This window comes from Gillisia xinjiangensis, from assembly GCF_046298265.1.
GTDB classification, from domain to species: domain Bacteria; phylum Bacteroidota; class Bacteroidia; order Flavobacteriales; family Flavobacteriaceae; genus Gillisia; species Gillisia xinjiangensis.
In genome coordinates this window covers 1-514 of the sequence record NZ_JBKAHK010000131.1, presented here as the reverse complement: position 1 = coordinate 514, position 514 = coordinate 1, and the positions used below count along the sequence as shown (strand labels likewise).

Below are 514 nucleotides of genomic sequence, written 5' to 3'. Positions count from 1 at the left end.
AGGCCGGACAGCAGCACACCGGCCAGCACCTTGGGCAGGATGGAGAGCAAGAGGTCGAGATCGTCGCCGAGGGTGGCGAGAAAGACCTCCGGCCCCTTCAGGAAATAGCACAGTGCCCCGGCCGTAATGGCGACCGAGGCGACGACCAGCAAGCCGACGTCGCCTTTTGGGCGGCGCCCTGCGTGCGCGTGATCCGGCATCGAGGGACGTCCAGCGGGCCCGGCGGCCCAGAGAGTTCAGAACAGGGACGGCATCCTAACACCGGCCGTCCGCCCCGCGCCAGTTACCGGCCCGTGACGCTGCTGCGACGCCCTACAGCATCCGATGACGCAGCCGGCGCATCCAATCGTGCCAGAAGATCCCCGCCGGCCCGAGCACGTCGTCGCGCGTCAGGCCGGCATCGCGCAGCAGGCGCTCGTCTCCCCTGTCCAGCAGCAGCTTCAGCGCCGGATCGGCCGGCGCTTCCTTGCGCGCGGCCCGCTCCCGTGCTGCGCACCCCCAAATACGGGCGCGG

General features: G+C 70.4%; 2 protein-coding genes. Both read right to left on the bottom strand.

The features are described from left to right. The coding region (locus ACKGJN_RS16850) for a hypothetical protein (protein WP_409540730.1) at window positions 1-200 on the bottom strand (200 nt) is incomplete at its 3' end. Between the two features lie 112 nt (window positions 201-312). Further along, on the bottom strand, window positions 313-514 hold a 202-nt coding region (locus tag ACKGJN_RS16845; protein WP_409540729.1), incomplete at its 5' end, for a hypothetical protein.